The organism is Dyadobacter sp. CY356 (genome assembly GCF_021440195.1).
In the GTDB taxonomy this organism is placed as follows: Bacteria; Bacteroidota; Bacteroidia; order Cytophagales; family Spirosomataceae; genus Dyadobacter.
Genome location: NZ_JAJTSZ010000002.1, coordinates 191,494 through 210,196, shown reverse-complemented (window position 1 = coordinate 210,196; position 18,703 = coordinate 191,494). Strand labels below are relative to the sequence as shown.

The following is an 18,703-nucleotide window of genomic DNA, read 5'->3' as shown; positions in this document are numbered from 1 at the left end:
CATAGCCATTGCAGCTCCTTGCATTTTTTTTTACGCATTGTGTTTATAGGAGAGAGTAATGACTGACGCTGAAATGATATTGAAGATGATTGAAACGGTTGACCCCGCAGATACGGCGAAGCTTGATGAGATTGATGCGCGTGTATCCGCGTACTGCCGCCATCACGACAAAAAAATTCCCGAATGGGTTGAGAGGTGGCCTTTAGAATTTCAAGCAAGGATTGGCGTTGGGGGTAATAAATGGAGAGTTTTTGTACCAAAAGAGAACGGAGAAATGGTTATTTGGTGGAAGCCAATTAAATACACCCGAAGCCGTGACGCTTTGAAGGCAATACGTCCTGATGGGTGGATTTTTGACATTAATTGGATGAGTGGAAATGCATATTGTTCTGTATCAAAAGGAAAATTTAGCTATGACGATTTTGTATCTTTTTTAGCAGAAGATTTGTTAACAGAAGAGCTTGCCGAACTTCACGCAGTAATCCAAGCCATAGCCCATGAACGTCGAACAAGCTAAACTAATACCCATTCAGGAAGTTGCGGAAGCCCTTGGCGCTGTTCTTTACAAGGATAACGTCAAAGAGGCTACTTACTTTTCACCGTTCCGAAACGAAAAAACGGCATCTTTCCGAGTACGTAAAGCTATTAATAAATACAAGGATTTTGGCGACCACCGCCCACAAGGTGACCCAATTGACCTTATTATTGACTTCCACGATATGAAGCGAAACGATCCAGAGGCAACAAAGTTCGCGTTGAAATTTCTGGAAAGGTTCGATAGTATGCCTCGAATAACCATTTACAGGGAAGCCAAAGAAGTGACCTATTCAGAAGTTTACAAGATCAAGAAACTGTCAGACCGTATCAACGACCGTGCTTGTGTCGCTGAACTGGAAAGGCGCAATCTTTCAAAGGTCACTATTCAAAAATATCTGAAACAGGCAGATGTTGAGTTTAACAAAAAGACATTCCGCGCTATTTCCTTTGAAAACGATAAGGGAGGCCATGAAATAAGTACCTATGGTCAGTGGGGCGGTAAACCGTTCAAGAACTGCGTTGGCCCGAAAGCTATTACAACATTCCCAGCGCACCCGGTGCAAACAGACGTAACAGCTTATGTTTTTAACGGCAAGTTTGACTTGGCTACATGGGATCAAATGCAAGGAGGCCAGAAACCCAATGAGGAATTTATTTGCAGCAATGGCGACAGCATGATTGGGGAAGTAGGCGCCTATATCCTTTCCAGAAAGGATGTAATCAAGCGTGTGTACGCGTTTCCAGATCATGACGCATCAGGTGCAGGGGAGAAAGCCATGCACGCCCTCGGCTCCATTTTGGAGGACGAGGACATACAATACGGCTTTATGGATGAAGTTTACAAAGACTTTGAAGACTTGAGCGCTTATTTTATGCGAGACAAAACCCCGCAGAATAATTCCGAACGGACAGCACAGCCTCAAAATACTCTGAAACCTAAATTGTAGGTTCGGCCACGTAGTAAGGATTAGCTTCGGCGCGGTCTTTTATTACGGGCATCTCATAGTATGGGAATTTATCAAACAGTGCCAATGGACGCTGTTCTACGAAAGCAAATATCTTATTTGACGAGCCACGGCGAACTTCGTCCGCTGTAACCAATGCGCGCGCTCTTGGCTCCCCTTTTTCTGGCCCAATAATATCCCTATCGTAAACAATATAGGTCGATGCTCCGGCCATTTTCGATACATATTCTGCTGTAAAGTTATCGCCTACACCGAAAAAATGCTTAATTGCCGCATGACCGAGGAACGCCTCCCATCCTTGACCGTAACTATCTTTCAATTGTATAAGCGATTGAAAAATAGGCCAGATAGATATATTGTAACCGGCACCCATCGCCATGTAATTCGGTATGTCTGCAATTTTACCCAAGGCACTGAACTCATCCAAAAGGAAGGCAACTCGTTTGTTTTTATTTCGTGTAACTGCACGTAAAGCGGTTGAAACGACAAGCCTAAGCCATTTACCATGGGAATCCAGTTTGTCGGGCGGTATTACAACATAAATAGTCGATTTACCGTCAGTCAGGCTCCTTATATCAAACGAAGACCTTGAAATTGATTCCTGCAAAGCTGGTGATTTTAAGAAGTCTGTATGGCTTTGGGCAGTTGAAAGTATGCTGCCAAATCCGTTGGTGGTGTTTTCCTTCACAGACAAAACTTCAAAGGCGCTTGCCTTTATAATTTCGTTCTCAGATTCGCTCATTTCAAATAATAAATCTGCAAATTTCTCTGGCGACAACCTAAGCCACTGCCAAATTGTAGTTAAGGATCGTTTTGAACTTGGTTTTAGTGGTCTTGCTTGACCGTACAAATCAATTTTGCCGCCATCTTCCTTCGCCTGTACAAGGATTGCATGCATTATCATTGCAGTAATCATTGCCCTTGCACTGTTGTCCCAATACGGGTCTTTCGAGTTTGGGTTTTCTGGCACCAACATTTGAGCGATCATAGTGGCATCATCTGCCAGACCTTCAAGATTATTATTTGGTATGATATCCAACGGATTGAAAGTAGAAGGCTGATCTGAATAAATCTTCCAAGGGTCTAAGACATGAACATTCCGGCCGAGGCTATGTTGGTAAACTGCTGTTACAGCCGCAGCTTCTCCCTTTGGATCAATAACAAACCATGAGCCATCATAACCGCCAGCGCCTAAAAGGTTTGGGGCAATTAAATTTGTAAACTTACCTGATCTTGTCCCGGCCACAGAAATCAAGTGACCTTGTTTTGGGTATGAGTAACCGCCACCTATATAGAAACCGGGCTTTTCTGTCAGGTCTGCCAAGTCTTTATCAGTGGATAGTCGTGCTGATCCAAACATGTTTAAATTTGTCCTAAGCAGAAACTCTTTATCACGCCATACATTGAACATTCTCATGACAATGATAGTGACCAAAGAATTAATGAATACCCATAGAAGGAATTTAACTGTCCCCGGATTTGGAAATCTCAGGTCACCAATCGAATTACTGATAATTTGATAAAGTGTAAGAGAAACTAAGGTTGATATAGTACCGAAGATAATCATAGACCGCTTTGCTAACGGATGCAGAGGGGTCAAGGTTGGGGGAATATCCATCTCGTGTAACTTCCTGTTATACGCGCGAACGTAGCCCCAGAGAGCGCCTGCAAGGGTAATTGAGAACCCAACGCCAATTGCAAATAAAACTTTCTTAATGTCAGATTCCGGCTGGTTCTTTTCTTTAAAAAGGTCGGCCATGTCATCTTCTGTAACTTGGTAATTTCGGTAAGGGTTTTGTTGTTCTGGCATAAGATGAGGGGGATTTGAAAGATGAGTAAGTTTCCAAGATATTAAATAATTTATCTACTATTTGTAACCTCTTGCAGATTTATTTTTGTGTGTCGGCTTAAAGCTGGAAAATATTGATCTTTAGACTGTTAGGGGCTTGTGGAGTGGGGTTATTGTGGTATATTAGCAAGACGTGTTCAGTGTGTATCAAAACTCCGTATTTGACCCTCACTAAACCATCTTGTAAGGAGACGTTACACTCTCCCTTAACCCTCACGTTGCAAACCATGGCCCGACCTAAATCATCCGAGAAGCTTAACAAACGCATTCAGATATGCGTGACTGTTGACCAGAAAAAACACATCGAAGAGATTGCTTCCGAGCGTGACTTCGAGGGTGTAAGCGACATGGTTCGCCTTGATTATTTGAAGGTAAAACCCAAACGCAAGAAGCCCACTGAAAGTGAAGAAGCCTTGCTAAAAGGAGTTGCCGCATTGCAGCAAATCAGCAAGAACTTTGAACAAGTCAAAGGTGTGATTTCTGACGACATCATGAGAATGATGCGTACCGAGTTTATCGCCGTTGGGCAATTAATTACAAAAGGTTTGAAGAAATGATTGTCCGTGGTGCATCCCGTGGTGACGGTAAGCAGCTTGCCGCATATCTGCAAACTCCCGCCGAAAACGAGCGGATTGAGTTCTTCGGCGCATGGGGAACGTCAAACCCTGAAAGCCTGACGGAATCCCTCATTGAAATGGACAGATTTAAAAAACTTGCTAAGGGAAGTAAGACAATCTACCACGCCATCATCAGCCCGGATAAAGAAGAAAGCCACAAGATGACCCGTGAGCAATGGTTACGGTCTATCGAGGTGTTGGGTAAGGAGCAAGGACTTGAAGGCCAACCATGGGGCGCTGAGAAGCACCTAAAAGATGGTAAGTGGCACGTCCATGCAGTTTATCAGCGGTTTGACACCGAACTTGGAAGGTTCCGTACTGATAGCCATTCTTATAAAGGTAACGACCGGGCGAGGGCGGCATTGGAAATCGAATTCGGTCACGAGCGTACCCCGCAAAGAAACTTGAACCGTCCAGTTTTGACGAAGAATGTTATTCAGGCATGGCAGCAATCGAAAACAGGGCAGGAGTTCATCGACCGGGCAGGGGAATTTGGCTATACGATTGCGTCCAGCACAACCCGCCGTCCGTTTATGATTATTGACGAAAGCGGAAGAAGTTTTGACCTTCTTAAAAAACTTCGCGATAAAGAAATTAAATTTTCAGTCCGTACCGCTCAGATGAAAGACCGGATGAAGGGCATTGAATTACCTTCTGACAAATCTGTTATTAAAGACATTCGTCTCAAACAAAAGGTTGAGAAGGCCATGGAAAACAAAGACCTGTTTGAAGATGTGCTTTTGAAGGAGACCGAAAAAGAGAGGCGTAAGCGTGAATTTAGAAAAAAGTTTATATCCCGCTCTGATAAAGATAAAGATCACGAGCGTTAAAACTATCTGTATCTGATGCCTGATTGAACATTATTTAATTATTCAGCCAATATTAAATGTTTGATTTATGTTTGACTGGGCATAAAAAAAGACCCTAAAAAGGGCCTTCTTTGCGTAGCGGGAAGCAGGATCGAACTGCTGACCTCAGGGTTATGAATCCTGTGCTCTAACCATCTGAGCTACCCCGCCGGACTGTTATTGTGGTGCAAAAGTATGTTAAATAAATTTATGGCGCAACAGTTTTTGGCAAAATCCTGTTAAAAAAGTAATTTAAATAAAAAATGAAAATACACTTTACTGCTTTTTATAAGTGAATTATGCTATATTACAACTTTTAAGATCAGCAGGTTAACATTCGATAAATGGACGCACCATTAAACCCAGTAAATATGGAAAAATTTAAATTTATTACTGAATTTGAATTACGCTCTTCCCCAAAAGTATTATTTCCCTATATATCCACGCCTTCCGGACTTGAACAGTGGTTTGCAGAGAAGGTTATTGTAATGCCAAATCAAAGATTCGATTTTCAATGGGACGGAGACAGCCATATTGCAAAACAAACGGGTTTAAGAATCAATAAAGGTGTCAAATTTGAATTTGAAAACACAAGTCCTGATGAGCTTGACAATAATCATCTGGAAATAAAGTTAGAAGTAAGTGAGTTAACCCAGACAACGTTTTTAAGAGTTACTGATTATTCCTCAAATAAGGATGAGGCTGAACTAATATCGTTGTGGAATGGGTTTATGGATAATCTTAAAGAAATTGTAGGGAGTTGATGAAAAAGCTGGATAAGCTTATACTAATGTCCTTTTGGGGACCTTTTTTGGTTACTATGTCGGTGGTGGTTTTCATATTTTTGATGAAGATCATGATTTTTTACATTGACGATTTTGTGTCAAAGGATTTAGGGATTTGGGATTACTCCCGGTTATTCTTTTTCTTCAGTCTGATTACCGTTCCCACCGCACTTCCGCTTGCGATGCTGTTATCTTCATTGATGGCTTTCGGGAACCTGGGCGAATTTTTTGAATTAACGGCTATTAAAAGTGCTGGTATTTCCGTTGTACGTGCTATGGCTCCGTTATTTATTGTCGCTGTCGCTATCAGTATTTTCTCTTTTTATTTTAACGACAGAATTTCACCCTGGGCAAACCTGAAAGGGTACAGTCTGCTCTATGATATAAAAACGACCAAAGCAACGCTGAAAATCAAGGAAGGGATTTTTTACAACGATCTTCCGGGTTACAGTATCAAGGTTGATAAAAAAATGGCTGATGCGCAGTCTATGAAGGGTATGGTGATTTACAAGCACGATAACCGTTCATATGAGCACGGTAATACTACGATTGTTCTTGCGGATTCAGGGAAGATGTATACCATCAATGAAAATTCTAATCTGGTTATTGAGTTGTACAGCGGTACCATGTATACCGAGGATAATGATGACGGAGGCCGCCCTGCATATATCGTTTCGCCCGTAGGCAATACGCCACCGGCACATACAAAGTTTACACGGCAGGATTTTAAACACTATAAACTGGTTGAAAGTCTTTCCTCATTTGGCATGAAACGTACGGATGAGGGGCAGTTCAAATATCATGAGTTCATGAAGAATATTAATGATCTCAATCATACATCTGATTCGATCAGGACTACTTACAATGAAACCAAAAAGAATTTGTTGCCGAACAGTCAGCAGTATTTTTCATATAACTACAAACAGGGTACTGATAAAACGTTGAAACCAGGTAAGTGGATAGATTCTTTATTGGCAAAACCCGTAACGGATAGTTTAAAGAAAGAAATTCTAACCAATGCAAAAAGTTCTGCGGCAAGTATGCAGAGTTATGTAAAGTCGAATGCGGATTATTTGCAGGCGAAAATCAAGGATGCCAGTAAATATGAATTGGAAAAACACCATAAATATACACAGGCACTTTCCTGTCTGGTTATGTTTCTGATTGGAGCTCCTTTGGGCGCTATTATAAAAAAAGGTGGATTTGGCGTTCCGGTTTTGGTTTCAGTTCTGTTTTTTATTCTACTCTATGTCCTTATCAACCAGGGCGACAAGTGGGTTAAAGAAGGTCTGGTTATTGTGCCGGTAGGAGCGTGGCTTGCCAATACTGTTTTGTTTCTGGCCGGGATGTATTTCATCGACAGAGCGCGCAGCGACTCCCGTCTTTTTGATAAGGATGTTTACCAGATGCGTATCAAAAGAATTAAATCTTATTTCGCAAGTAGATTTGGTAAAACGCCGCTTATCAATTCGTAACAAAATTATATTTTCTTTATATTAAAAGAATTTGTACTTTTGCGACCTTGTTTACAGTATAGTGCTGTAAATGTATCATATAATTAATCTGTTGTTACAATCATGTATTTAACTACGGAAAAGAAGAGAGAGATCTTCGAAACCAAAGGTTTTAAGAAAGAAGGCGGAGACACAGGATCGGCCGAATCACAAATTGCTTTATTTACGTACCGTATCAATTATTTGAACGAGCACTTAAAAACGCACAAAAAAGATAATGACACACGTCTTGGACTACTTAAAATGGTAGGAAAGCGTAGAAGATTATTAGATTATCTTTACAAAAACGATATTACTCGTTACCGTGCGATTATCGCGGAACTAAACATCCGTAAGTAATTTTTTAGAACAGGGAACTTGCAACATCGTAAGTTCCCTGATTTTTTGCGGAATTTGACAGAATTTACAGGAAACGTTCTGGTGACGTTTTCACAGCTACCAAACATTACATATTCTATGCTATTTAACATAGTGACCAAAACGATACCATTACCTGATGGTAGAGAAATTACAATTGAAACAGGAAAATTAGCAAAACAGGCAGACGGATCAGTTGTGGTACGTATGGGTAATACCATGCTGCTAGCCACTGTGGTTGCCAATAAAGATATTAGAGAGGGGATTGATTTCTTGCCTCTTTCCGTTGACTATCAGGAGAAATTTGCTTCTGCGGGCAGAATCCCGGGAAGTTTTATGCGTCGTGAAGGAAAACTTTCGGACCATGAAGTTTTGGTAAGCCGTTTGGTTGACCGTGTTCTTCGTCCACTTTTCCCGGACGATTACCACGCAGAAATTCAGGTGAACATCATGTTGATGTCAGCTGATGAAGAGGCTTTGCCGGATGCATTGGCTGCTCTTGCTGCTTCGGCTGCAATTGCCGCTTCTGATATTCCTTTCGGTGGACCTGTTTCGGAGGTACGTGTTGCTAAAATTGACGGACAACTGGTAATTAATCCGGGTACATCTGTTTTAGAAAATGCTACTCTGGATCTTTTGGTAGGTGCTACTTACCAGGATATCACAATGGTAGAAGGAGAAATGGACGAGGTTTCGGAGGAAGATGTGATCGAAGCTTTGAAATTTGCTCATGAAGTGATCAAACAACAGTGTCTTGCTGTTAAAGAATTTGAAGCTGCTGTTGGAAATACAGTGAAGCGTGAATACGTAGGTGACGTTCAGGATGAGGAGTTGGAAGCACGTGTTCGTGAATTCTGCTATGATAAAGTTTATGCAGTAGCCCAGTTGGGTTCTAAAAATAAAAATGTTCGTAAAGAAGGAGCGAAAGCAGTTTTGGCCGAATTCCTTGAAACGATTGGTGACGAAGAAGAAGTTAATCTTTCTCTTGTTAAACGTTATTTCCACGATCTGGAATATGACGCATCCCGCCGTTTGGTATTAGATGAGAGAAAACGTCTTGACGGACGTGCACTGGGTGAAGTTCGTCCTATCGCATCAGAAGTTGATTTTCTTCCAAACGCACACGGTTCGGCCTTGTTCACTCGTGGAGAAACACAATCGCTTACAACAGTAACGTTGGGTACGAAAAATGATGAGCAGATTATTGATACACCATTGAAATATGGTTACAGCAAATTCCTGCTTCATTACAACTTCCCTGGCTTTTCTACTGGTGAAGTAAAACCTAACCGCGGACCAGGACGTCGTGAAGTGGGTCATGGTAACCTTGCTTTACGTGCTTTGAAAAAAGTACTTCCTGCTGCTGAGGACAATCCATACACAATTCGTATTGTTTCTGATATTTTGGAATCAAACGGTTCTTCATCCATGGCAACGGTTTGTGCCGGTTCTCTGGCACTTATGGACTCTGGTCTGAAAATCAAGGCGCCTGTATCAGGAATTGCAATGGGATTGATCTCGGACGAAAAAACAGGTCAATACGCTGTACTTTCAGACATTTTGGGAGATGAAGATCACCTGGGAGATATGGATTTCAAGGTGACTGGTACTGAAAAAGGTATCACAGCTTGTCAGATGGATATTAAAGTCAATGGACTTTCGTTTGAAGTATTGTCAGAGGCACTTTTGCAAGCAAAGGCTGGTCGTCTGCATATTTTGGGTGAAATGAATAAAACGATTAAAGAACATCGTCCTGACCTGAAACCTCACACGCCTCGCGCCGTCATAATCAAAATTGACCGTGAGATGATTGGAGCAGTTATCGGGCCCGGAGGAAAAGTTGTTCAGGATATTCAGAAAGAATCCGGTGCCACTGTTTCTATTGAAGAAAAAGATGGTGCGGGTTATGTAAGTATATTTTCGGCAGACAAGACTTCAATGGATAAAGCGGTTTCCCGTATACGTGGAATAATCCTTGTTCCTGAAATCGGAGAAGTATATTCCGGTAAAGTGAAGTCGATTATGCCTTTTGGTGCGTTCGTTGAATTTTTACCAGGTAAAGACGGATTGCTTCATATTTCAGAGATCAAGTGGGAAAGAATTGAGACAATGGATGGTGTTCTTGAAGTTGGAGAAGAAGTACAGGTGAAATTGGTTGAGGTTGACAAGAAAACGGGCAAGTATCGTCTGTCACGCAAAGTGTTACTTCCAAAACCAGAGAACAAAAACGCATAAAATTGTGTTTTCATCAACAAGGGCATTTTTAAATGTCGTTATTTATACATATTAATATTTGAATTTAGATGAGACAGCTAAAGATCAGTAAGCAGATCACCAACCGTGAAAGTCAGTCGTTAGATAAATACTTGCAGGAAATCGGGAAGGTAGATTTGTTAACGCCGGATGAGGAAGTGACGTTAGCTCAAAAAATCAGGGACGGGGATCAGCTAGCACTGGAAAGATTGACTAAGGCTAACCTTCGTTTTGTCGTTTCCGTAGCGAAACAATATCAAAATCAAGGTCTTTCTTTGGGAGATTTGATCAATGAAGGTAACTTAGGCCTTATTAAAGCTGCGCAGCGTTTCGATGAAACACGTGGTTTTAAGTTTATTTCCTATGCAGTTTGGTGGATCCGCCAGTCTATTCTTCAGGCACTTGCTGAACAATCACGTATTGTACGTCTTCCATTGAACCGTGTTGGTTCTTTAAATAAAATTTCAAAGACTTTCTCTGAGCTGGAACAACGTTTTGAACGCGAGCCATCTCCGGAAGAGCTTGCTGAAGTGTTGGAAATCTCTTCTTCGGAAGTAGTTGATACAATGAAAATATCCGGAAGGCACGTATCAATGGATGCGCCTTTCGTTCAAGGTGAAGAAAACAGTCTTCTGGACGTTCTTGAAAATGATTTGGAAGACAAACCTGATTCTGGTTTGGTTAATGAATCATTGCGTAAGGAAGTTCAGCGTGCACTTTGCACTTTGACACAGAGAGAAGCTGACGTAATCGCCCTTTATTTTGGTTTAAATGGCGAGCATGCGATGACTTTGGAAGAGATTGGTGAGAAGTTCAACCTAACACGTGAACGCGTTCGTCAGATCAAAGAAAAGGCTATCCGCAGATTGCGTCATGTATCAAGAAGCAAAGCTTTGAAAACTTATTTAGGTTAAAACCTGAAGTAATGTGAATAAGAAGAATTTAATCATTCCGATATCACAATCCGTATTCCCAAATTTAAAATGGCCTCTTTTTGAGGCTATTTTTGTATATAACTGAAATGGCAATATTACAGCCCTTAATCGATTTGGCCGAAGTTTGTTATGCCCAGGGCATACGGCATGTAGTAATTTCACCAGGCTCCCGCAGTGCTGCATTAACACTAGCTTTTTCGCGCCACAGCGGCTTTGAAAAACATGTGGTGATGGATGAACGATCAGCAGGATTTATAGCACTGGGAATGGCGCAGCAGTTAAGCCAGACCGTTGTTTTAATCTGTACTTCCGGAAGCGCCGCTTATAATTATGCCCCAGCCGTTACCGAAGCATTCTTTCAGCAGATTTCTTTACTGATTTTAACCGCCGACCGTCCGCAGGAATGGATACACCAACTGGATGGACAAACCATTTATCAGTCAGAAATCTATGGGAAACATGTAAAGAAATCTTTTACACTTCCATCTGATTATGGTCACAAAGATGCCCGCTGGCTGATTAACAGAACGGCTAACGAAGCTGCTATTTTAACTCAGTCAAAACCTTTTGGGCCGGTACATATAAACATTCCAATCCGGGAGCCATTTTATCCTGGCGCAGAGGAAGAATTAAGTCCTTCATCCGATATTCGGGTGATAAAAAAAATAAATGCTGAATCGACATTATCCGTCGAAACCTGGCATGAGTTATTGAATGACTGGGACGATGCAGAACGCATTTTAATTGCCGGTGGTCAGCATCATAATAGTGAAGAACTTAACCTTGCTTTGTCAAAAATAACCGAAGAACTGGATGTTCCGGTAGTCGGTGATTCTATTTCAAACCAGAAGGGAGATCAAAGTTTTATTACGTTCCAGGATTTGTTTTTGGCAGATGCTGATACTGAAAAATTACGCCCGGATCTGCTGATAACATACGGGTTATCCTTTATTTCAAAGGCTTTTAAACAATTTCTTCAAAAAAATCCATCTGTCAGGCACTGGCACATCAGTGAAGACAGCCATGTAGTGGATACTTTCTTCTCCTTAACGCAAATAATACCAGTCGCACCGGAATATTTTTTTGGTAATTTATTTGAACAAATTGATTATCAACTATTTGTCCAGGGATCAGATCCTGAAAATGATTCTTCTTATAAACGTACCTGGAACGGGTATAACTTAAAAGCACAGTCATTATCAACAGAATATCTTCAAAATCTATCAGTGTTAAATGATCTAACATCTGTTAATTTAATCATAAATTCGATTCCGGCAGGTGCTCAGCTGCATATTGCCAATAGTATGCCGATCCGCTATGTGAATGCGTTGGGCAATGGAGTTTCCCATCTTGAAATTTATGCAAACCGGGGCACAAGTGGAATTGACGGATGCGTCAGTACAGCCATCGGCGCAGCTTTGGTTAATGAGAAATCAACTTTTTTATTGGTGGGAGACGTTTCCTTTTTATATGACCGGAACGGACTATTAATTCAGCCATTACCTGACAATTTAAAGATCATTGTTTTGAACAATAGTGGTGGTAATATCTTCAGAATGATTGACGGTCCGGCAAGTTTACCAGAGCTTGATAACTACTTTGAAACACGACATCCTTTTACCGCCAAAAGAACGTCAGAAGATTCAAAAATTGAATATTTTCAGGCTATGGATTTCGACGGGTTGAAAACGGAATTATTGAAGTTTTTAAAAACGGATAATATCGCTTTACTTGAAGTATTTACAGACCCGGCAGAAAATGCGAAATCCTGGAAAGGACTAAAAAACTATATACGTTCAAATTGGTAAACTATTTGCAGTTTTTAGCAAATTCTTCAATAGCAACCGAGTCTTTTAATACCGTGCCTTTCTTCCAGATTTCACAAGCTTTGGCTTTGTCTTTTTGTTTGAAATAAAGTCTTCCCGTTAAGCCATAGAGCATTTCCACAGGTTCGGCCAGCTCTATGGCTTTATTGTATTCAGTAAGGGCCTTAGCAGGCTCATTTGACAGGTCATAGTATACTCCAAGATTTCTTAACGCATAGCCATTCTTAGGATTTGTATCCAGAGCCCTTTCAATTAACTTTTTAGCCGCATTAAGATCTCCTGTTTGTAATAATACATATCCTTTGTTATTTAATGCCAACGCGTCGTCTGGGTGGAAATTCAGTATCCGGTCAAAATAAAACAGTGCATTTTTCCAATCCTTATTATTTGTAGCAATAAGCCCCAGATTATTTAAAGCTTCCGGCTGAGCCGGATTTAATTTAATTGCGGAAGCAAAATCTTCCCGGGCCAACTGGTAGGAGTGAAGTTTGTAATACACTGCTCCACGATTTACAAATGCTTCCGTATTTTCTTTGTCCAGCAAAATAGCTTTGTCATAATCTGCAATGGCTTCCGCAGTCTGGCTCATGGCATCCATCAGATTACCTTTGATTAAAAAATATCTGGTAGAATCGGCATACTCCTTTGATATCTTTTTCAAATCTTCCTCAGCGCTCCTGAAATCTCCCAATCGCAGCGAAGATTCCGCTCTGACGAGAATTGCCTGTATCAGTGTTGGGTCTAGTTTGATTGCTTCTGTCAAAACCTCACGGGCGTCATTAACTTGACCCATTTTCATCAATGTGATCCCTTTATTAAGATAAGCATCCGGAAATTCCGGGTTTTTAGAAATAGCTTCATTGAACAGGCGTAGTGCTTCGGTATAATTGTTTTGAGTAAAAGCAACATTGGCCTTTAAAAAAAAATCAGCAGAATCTTTTTTATCCTGACCACCACAGGATAAAAATATTAGCACTATAAATATTAGTAATATGCTATGTTTAAACATTGAATTCATCCCAATTTTGAATTGATTACTTTTGCAAAAAAATGTTTACCTATGCGATATATAAAGGATATACCCAACCAGCACTTCAAGATTAGTATTTACCAATGGAATAATAAATACATCATTAAGATTGAAACTGGTATGTTTGAGCAAACTTACAAAATCGAGGAATACGAGATTGCAAACGTAGAAGAAATAGAAAAGAGTATGGATGTTGAATTTCTTGAAAGGGTGGCTGAAAGATTCTCCGCGATGCAGGAAGACTTTGCGAATACCTTGCACCGTAATGATGTTATTTTTTAAAAGTTATATCAGGATATTGGATGTTGCTTTTCCTTATTTATACGCTTTCAAAGGCCTTTTCGTTTACTACCAAATAGTTTTAGCAGGTAGGAGCCGGATCGCTTTATCTTTTAATTACATATGATCGCAAACAATAAATCACCACAAAAATCCACAAAACGAACCCCTATGCTTTTAAAACATGGCACTTATGCGCTTGGTTTAGGCTTGTACGTTGGTACGTATACGGTTAATGCTCAGAGCACTTTGAGTTACACAGCACCGGAAGCGCACTTTCGCAATGGCCTTGAATATTATGAAAAACTAAACTTTGTTGCTGCAAGACAGGAGTTTGGAGATTATTTGAATGCTAATGATAATCTTTTAAGTACAAGTGATTACAACAAAGTGACGGCAGAATATTACGTAGCAGTTACCGGCTTGTACTTGAATTATCCGGAAGCAGAAGTTCAGGTCGACCGCTTTGTAAGAAATCATGCTGAACATCCTAAGGCACAGCAGATTTACGGGGATCTGGGGAAATATTATTATGAAGCGGGGAATTACGAAAAAGCAATTACCTACCTTGAAAAAGCGGTAAAACTTCCCGGCAATGGCAGCAAAAAGATGGATAACACTTATCAGCTTGCCATGTCTTATTACAATACAAAAAATCTGGATGCGGCTTTACCTTTGTTCAATCAGGTAAAGACGGATCCATCTTTTGCCAATGCTGGTGACGCTTCGTTTTATGCCGGGGTGATCAATTACCAAAAAAATAATTTCGAACAAGCCTACCAGGATTTTATTGCGGTGGAGAACCATCCTAATTATAAAGAGGAAGTTCCAAACTGGATCATTTCGTCCTTATATCAGTTGAAGCAATATGACAAGCTGTTGACTTATGGTGAGAAAATTCTTGCACAACAAAGAGGAGGAACGAAAATTGCTGAAGTTGCATTATATGTAGCAGAGGTCTACTACGAAAAAGGTGATTATGCCGCGGCTGTTAAGGCTTATGAGCGATATAATAAAATGAAGGCCGGTTCTGTTCCGCCGGCAGTTGCTTTACATTATGGACATTCTTTGTTTCGTACAAACAACTACAATGGAACAATTTCTACACTTAAGGGTGTTGCGTCCGGGAAGGATTCTGTATCGCAATACGCATCATATCTGCTAGGAGTCAGTTACTTAAAGACAAGTAATTTAAGTTATGCTTTAACAGCATTAGACAACGCAGCACGATTGGACTACAATCCTGTTATCAAGGAAGAAGCAAGCTATAACCACGCAAAAGTACAATTGGATCTTGGCAACAATAATGACGCCATAAAAGAATTCAATACGTTTATCGCTAAATATCCCAACAGCAAACATCAGGAAGAAGCTTCGGAATTGGTTGCAGAAGGATACTCCGGCGCAAGTAATAATACGGGTGCTATAACTTACATTGAAGGTTTAGCAAAACGGAATACAAAAATAAATACCACATACCAAAGACTTACATTTAACCAGGGTGTGGTAGAATTCAACCAGGAACGTTTTGAGCAGGCACTTGCTTTCTTCAACAAATCAATCAAATTCCCGATTGACGAAAATATTTTTGTTGCCGCTACTTTCTACAAGGCAGAATCAAATACCGGTTTGAAAAAACTCGACGATGCTGTCGCCATTTATACTCAGCTTTCAAAAAATTCCAAAGCTGGCATTTATGCTCGTAAAAGCCTTTATGCTCTGGGATATGTTTATTACAATCAAAAGAAATATAGCCAGGCACTTGGTTACTTTAAAGAATTTACGAATAATACAGAAGGTATTGACGGTAATATTATTGAAGACGCTTATGTGCGACTGGCAGATTGTTACCTGGCTGCAAAAAATTACAACGAAGCCATTGGTACGTACGACAAAGTTTCTGCGAAAGGAAAAGTTGATAAGGATTATGCACTGTTCCAAAAGGGGCGTGCTTATGTTTATATGAACCGGGAAGCTGATGCACGTAAGAACTTTGAAACGTTGATCAGTCAGTTTCCAAGTTCACGTTATCTCGACGATGCTTATTTCCAGATGGCTGATATCGACTTCAAGAACACAAGTTATTCTGCGGCCGTGAAAGGATTTACGCGTATGATTAACGAAAAACCTAAAAGTTATTTGATCCCGGCTGCTTTGTTACGTCGTGCTCAATCTTACTATAACTTACAGGTTTACGAACAGGCAATTACTGACTTTAAGAAAATCCTTTCAGATTACCCGGATTCACCATCAGCAAGTAGTGCGCTTGAAGGGATTCAGGAAAGTTATACAGCCGTTGGCCGTCCGGAAGAGTTTACTCAGGTGCTCGGTGTTGTGCGTAAGAACAATCCAGGTAACGATAAGCTTGAAGATGTTGAATTTGACAACGTCCGAAATCTTTATTATGCTGAGAAATATGACAACGCCAAACAGGCTTTGCTTGATTTCTTGAAAACTTATCCTTCAAGCAAGTATCAGTATGATGCGCGATATTTCATTGGTTCATCTTTTGATAAAACTGGAAATGTTGCCGACGCTTTACAGTATTACAGTAAAGTAGTGCAGGAAAACCGTTCCACTTTTGTAGCTGCCGCAGCGCAGCGTTCTGCTGAACTGGAAATCGGAAGAGGTAATTTCAATAATGCTGTTACCAATTTCCGGGTTCTTCTTCGTAATTCCGAAAATAAAAAAGAGCAGACACAGGCCTGGATCGGCCTGATGGATACTTACTACAATCTGAAAAGTTACGATTCAACGCTTTATTACGCAAGAGAGGTTATCAATGTTGGGAATGTTATTCCGGGTGGCCTGGGGAAAGCTCAGCTTTATTTGGGTAAAGTCCCTTATGAAAAAGGTGATTTGACAAAAGCGTCGGAAGAGTTTAAGAAACTGGCCAGCACATCCAAAGATGAATACGGGGCAGAAGCAAATTATATGGTTGCTACTATTTTATATAAAAATAAGAAATATAAGGAGGCTGAAACGGCTATCCTTGATATGAGTAAAACCTTCGAGGGTTTTGATTACTGGCGGGTTCGTTCATTCATTTTGCTTGCAGATGTGTACATGGGCATGAAAGAAGTTGGACAGGCCAAAGCAACGCTGAGCTCGATCATAGACAATTCAGATGATCAGGAAGCAGTGAAACTTGCAAAAGAAAAACTGGCCCAGTTTGAAAAACAAAAATGATAAATTCCTGTCGAAGCAAACAGCAAAAAATATTTCTTATGACGCATTCAAGAACAATCAGAACAACCATATTTTTATTGACTCTTGGCTTTTCATCTAATCTGGCATTTGCGCAGAGGGGGGAAATTGAAAGCCAGACTTATGAAATTGTGAAGGAAAAGAGCATTGAGTTTGCACCTGCAAACAGGCTTTTTGATAAGGTGCAGCCCATTCAGGGTACTACCAATGAAAAAAAGGTGAACTATCAAATTCTGGATCCGCAGATTAACATTACATCACCTAAAATAACGCCCAGCGTTGCGGCATCATCGGATGAGAAAGCCCGGCAGGATCAGCCTGATGTTTTAAATAATTACATTAAACTCGGAGCCGGTAACTATGGCCGTTTTCTTGGAGAGGCATTTGTAAGCGGTCGCCGGGCGGATGACCTTGTTTTCACCGGGCAGGTGAAACATTTGTCTGCCGGAAACGGTCCTGTGGACGGTAAAAATTCTGCCAATGCAAATACCAATATTAAGGTAGGCGGAAAATACATCATGAGCACTTATAAAGTGGACGGCTCACTGGAATATGATCGTAAAAATTATTATTTCTATGGCTACAAACCTCAGATTGAATCTTACATAGTTAATCGTGACAGCTTGCGCCAGACGGTTAACAATTTTGGTTTCAATCTTGGCTTTGAAAATACAGATCCTTCTGTCGCGGTGGATTATTCAGTAAAGACAAGTCTGAATACTTTGCACGACCGTTACAATGCATCAGAGCTGGACTGGGGAACGACCTTATTTGCATCAGTTCCTATTTCAACCACATTCTATGCGCAACTGGAAGCTGGTGCTTTTATCTCGCAGCGTGTGGATGCTTTAACGTACAATCGTAATTTATATCGTGTTAAACCTACGTTCAAGTACACGTCGGACATTTTTACAATTACTGCCGGTATCAATGCAGTAAATCAAACCGATAATCAGTTGAATATCAACAAAACGAAAGCATTCCCTGTATTAAATATTGATGTCAGTCCAATTGATGGCGTTCATGTATTTGGTGGATGGAATGGTGATGTGGTTAGAAACACGTTAAAGGGAATGTTGGGTGAAAATCAATGGCTGGGGCCTAATGTGTTGATTGTCAATACGGAAAAAAACTCTGATATATTTGCTGGTGTTAAAGGGGAAGTCGCTGGTGGCTTTAATTATGAAGGTAAAGTATCCTATACTTCGTATCATAACTTCTACAACTTTAACAACTCCCTGGCCGACACATCGAAATTCTCGATTATCTATGATCCACAAAAAACAAAGGTTCTGAACATTTCAGGACAGGCTGGTTATGCTTACAATGATTTATTTAAAACGTCTCTGAAGGTAAATTACTATGATTATTCGATGGGATCTGTTGAAGAAGCATGGCACCGCCCTGATCTTACTTTGAACTGGTTTAATGCGCTGACGATTAGTAAAAAGTTATTTGTCACTGCGGATTTTTATATGTTAAAAGGTATAAAAGCGAAAAATTTTCAAAGTGGGGTTGTTACCAAATTGCCTGTTATTTCAGACTTGAATTTGAAGATAGATTACCTGTTAACCAGGAACTTCTCAGCCTTCGTGTCTATCAACAACATATTAGGTAAGGAGTATCAGCGCTATCAATACTATCCGCAGCAGGGATTGAACTTTGTTGGTGGATTATCTTTTTCTTTTTAACTTCGCTTCA

The 18,703-nt window shown here is 40.5% G+C and carries 15 protein-coding genes and 1 tRNA gene; 13 read left to right on the top strand and 3 right to left on the bottom strand.

All coding sequences use genetic code 11. The features are described 5' to 3' along the window. Nucleotides 1-58: 58 nt before the first annotated feature. Both LXL81_RS06970 and LXL81_RS06965 read left to right on the top strand, forming a co-directional pair. The gene (locus LXL81_RS06970) at nucleotides 59-517 is read left to right on the top strand and encodes a hypothetical protein (RefSeq protein WP_234646003.1); all 459 of its coding nucleotides are present in this window, start codon (nucleotides 59-61) and stop codon (nucleotides 515-517) included. Next, complete coding sequence (locus LXL81_RS06965) at nucleotides 498-1,484, top strand: hypothetical protein (protein ID WP_234646002.1); 987 nt, start codon at nucleotides 498-500, stop codon at nucleotides 1,482-1,484. Before LXL81_RS06970 ends, LXL81_RS06965 begins: the two co-directional genes overlap by 20 nt. On the opposite strand, the gene LXL81_RS06960 is transcribed toward LXL81_RS06965, so the two are convergent. Beyond that, nucleotides 1,474-3,312 carry a type IV secretory system conjugative DNA transfer family protein gene (locus tag LXL81_RS06960; protein ID WP_234646001.1) on the bottom strand — a complete coding sequence of 613 codons (1,839 nt, stop codon included), beginning with the start codon at nucleotides 3,310-3,312 and terminating at the stop codon, nucleotides 1,474-1,476. The two genes, LXL81_RS06965 and LXL81_RS06960, sit on opposite strands and share 11 nt — an antisense overlap. 266 nt (nucleotides 3,313-3,578) lie before the next feature. On the opposite strand from LXL81_RS06960, the gene LXL81_RS06955 reads away from it, so the two are divergent. Next, the gene (locus LXL81_RS06955) at nucleotides 3,579-3,908 is read left to right on the top strand and encodes a hypothetical protein (protein ID WP_234646000.1); all 330 of its coding nucleotides are present in this window, start codon (nucleotides 3,579-3,581) and stop codon (nucleotides 3,906-3,908) included. Continuing rightward, nucleotides 3,905-4,798, top strand: a complete 894-nt coding sequence (locus LXL81_RS06950; RefSeq protein ID WP_234645999.1) for a relaxase/mobilization nuclease domain-containing protein — start codon at nucleotides 3,905-3,907, stop codon at nucleotides 4,796-4,798. Before LXL81_RS06955 ends, LXL81_RS06950 begins: the two co-directional genes overlap by 4 nt. Before the next feature lie 115 nt (nucleotides 4,799-4,913). On the opposite strand, the gene LXL81_RS06945 is transcribed toward LXL81_RS06950, so the two are convergent. Further along, nucleotides 4,914-4,987 (bottom strand) — tRNA-Met (locus tag LXL81_RS06945). Between the two features lie 200 nt (nucleotides 4,988-5,187). Between LXL81_RS06945 and LXL81_RS06940 the strand changes: the two genes are divergently transcribed. From LXL81_RS06940 to menD, 6 genes are all read left to right on the top strand, one after another. After that, a complete protein-coding gene (locus LXL81_RS06940; protein ID WP_234645998.1) occupies nucleotides 5,188-5,580 on the top strand; it encodes an START-like domain-containing protein in 393 nt (130 codons plus the stop codon). Further along, on the top strand, nucleotides 5,580-7,076 hold the full coding sequence (locus LXL81_RS06935; protein ID WP_234645997.1) for an LptF/LptG family permease: 1,497 nt from the start codon (nucleotides 5,580-5,582) through the stop codon (nucleotides 7,074-7,076). Before LXL81_RS06940 ends, LXL81_RS06935 begins: the two co-directional genes overlap by 1 nt. Nucleotides 7,077-7,178: 102 nt before the next feature. Continuing rightward, on the top strand, nucleotides 7,179-7,454 hold the full coding sequence (rpsO, locus tag LXL81_RS06930; protein ID WP_090335674.1) for a 30S ribosomal protein S15: 276 nt from the start codon (nucleotides 7,179-7,181) through the stop codon (nucleotides 7,452-7,454). 117 nt (nucleotides 7,455-7,571) lie between these two features. Continuing rightward, nucleotides 7,572-9,707 carry a polyribonucleotide nucleotidyltransferase gene (gene pnp / locus LXL81_RS06925; RefSeq protein WP_234645996.1) on the top strand — a complete coding sequence of 712 codons (2,136 nt, stop codon included), beginning with the start codon at nucleotides 7,572-7,574 and terminating at the stop codon, nucleotides 9,705-9,707. A 68-nt stretch (nucleotides 9,708-9,775) separates the two neighbouring features. Beyond that, the gene (locus tag LXL81_RS06920; protein ID WP_015810559.1) at nucleotides 9,776-10,639 is read left to right on the top strand and encodes an RNA polymerase sigma factor RpoD/SigA; all 864 of its coding nucleotides are present in this window, start codon (nucleotides 9,776-9,778) and stop codon (nucleotides 10,637-10,639) included. 107 nt (nucleotides 10,640-10,746) lie between these two features. Continuing rightward, the gene (gene menD / locus LXL81_RS06915) at nucleotides 10,747-12,468 is read left to right on the top strand and encodes a 2-succinyl-5-enolpyruvyl-6-hydroxy-3-cyclohexene-1-carboxylic-acid synthase (RefSeq protein WP_234645995.1); all 1,722 of its coding nucleotides are present in this window, start codon (nucleotides 10,747-10,749) and stop codon (nucleotides 12,466-12,468) included. A gap of 1 nt (nucleotide 12,469) precedes the next feature. Here the strand turns inward: menD and LXL81_RS06910 are convergent, their stop codons facing one another. Beyond that, nucleotides 12,470-13,462 (bottom strand): lipopolysaccharide assembly protein LapB, encoded by a 993-nt coding sequence (locus LXL81_RS06910; RefSeq protein WP_234645994.1) that lies wholly within the window; start codon nucleotides 13,460-13,462, stop codon nucleotides 12,470-12,472. A gap of 84 nt (nucleotides 13,463-13,546) precedes the next feature. Between LXL81_RS06910 and LXL81_RS06905 the strand changes: the two genes are divergently transcribed. From LXL81_RS06905 to LXL81_RS06895, 3 genes are all read left to right on the top strand, one after another. After that, nucleotides 13,547-13,798 (top strand): hypothetical protein, encoded by a 252-nt coding sequence (locus tag LXL81_RS06905; RefSeq protein WP_234645993.1) that lies wholly within the window; start codon nucleotides 13,547-13,549, stop codon nucleotides 13,796-13,798. Nucleotides 13,799-13,966: 168 nt separating this feature from the next. After that, complete coding sequence (locus tag LXL81_RS06900) at nucleotides 13,967-16,984, top strand: tetratricopeptide repeat protein (RefSeq protein ID WP_234645992.1); 3,018 nt, start codon at nucleotides 13,967-13,969, stop codon at nucleotides 16,982-16,984. A 38-nt stretch (nucleotides 16,985-17,022) separates the two neighbouring features. After that, nucleotides 17,023-18,693: a TonB-dependent receptor gene (locus LXL81_RS06895; protein WP_234645991.1), complete on the top strand. Its 1,671-nt coding sequence runs from the start codon at nucleotides 17,023-17,025 to the stop codon at nucleotides 18,691-18,693. Nucleotides 18,694-18,703: the final 10 nt, after the last annotated feature.